This is a genomic window from Variovorax sp. P2_H12, assembly GCF_056403395.1.
The window spans coordinates 1-368 of the sequence record NZ_JBFUFO010000314.1 but is presented as its reverse complement, the minus strand read 5'-3'; the positions used below and the strand labels follow the sequence as shown (position 1 = coordinate 368).

Genomic DNA, 368 nt, shown 5'->3' with positions numbered 1-368 from the left:
GCGCGCTGGTTCGGCAGGCGCCGGCCGTCCCAGTAGGCGCGCGTGTAGTCGAAGATCAGGATGTCGGGATCGTCTGTCGCGTCGAGCCGCCGGGCGATGGCGCCCAGGGCGCCGGGCGCAAGGGTGTCGTCACTGTCCAGGAACAGCAGATAGTCACCGGTCGCCTGTTCGATGCCGGCGTTGCGGGCGCGGCCCAGACCCACATTCTCACCGAGGTGCAGGACGCGCACACGGGTGTCGCGACGGGCGAACTCGTCCAGGATCTCGCCGGAACCGTCCGGCGAGCAGTCGTCGACGGCGACGATCTCGAAGTCGGTGAAGTCCTGCTGCAGTACGGAGTCGATGCACTCCCGGATGTATCCCTGCAC

At 67.9% G+C, this 368-nt stretch carries 1 protein-coding gene; it reads right to left on the bottom strand.

Going from position 1 to position 368, the window contains the following annotated elements; genetic code table 11:
- Positions 1–368: glycosyltransferase family 2 protein (locus AC1DYK_RS36285; RefSeq protein WP_478170672.1), on the bottom strand; the 368-nt coding region annotated here is incomplete at both ends.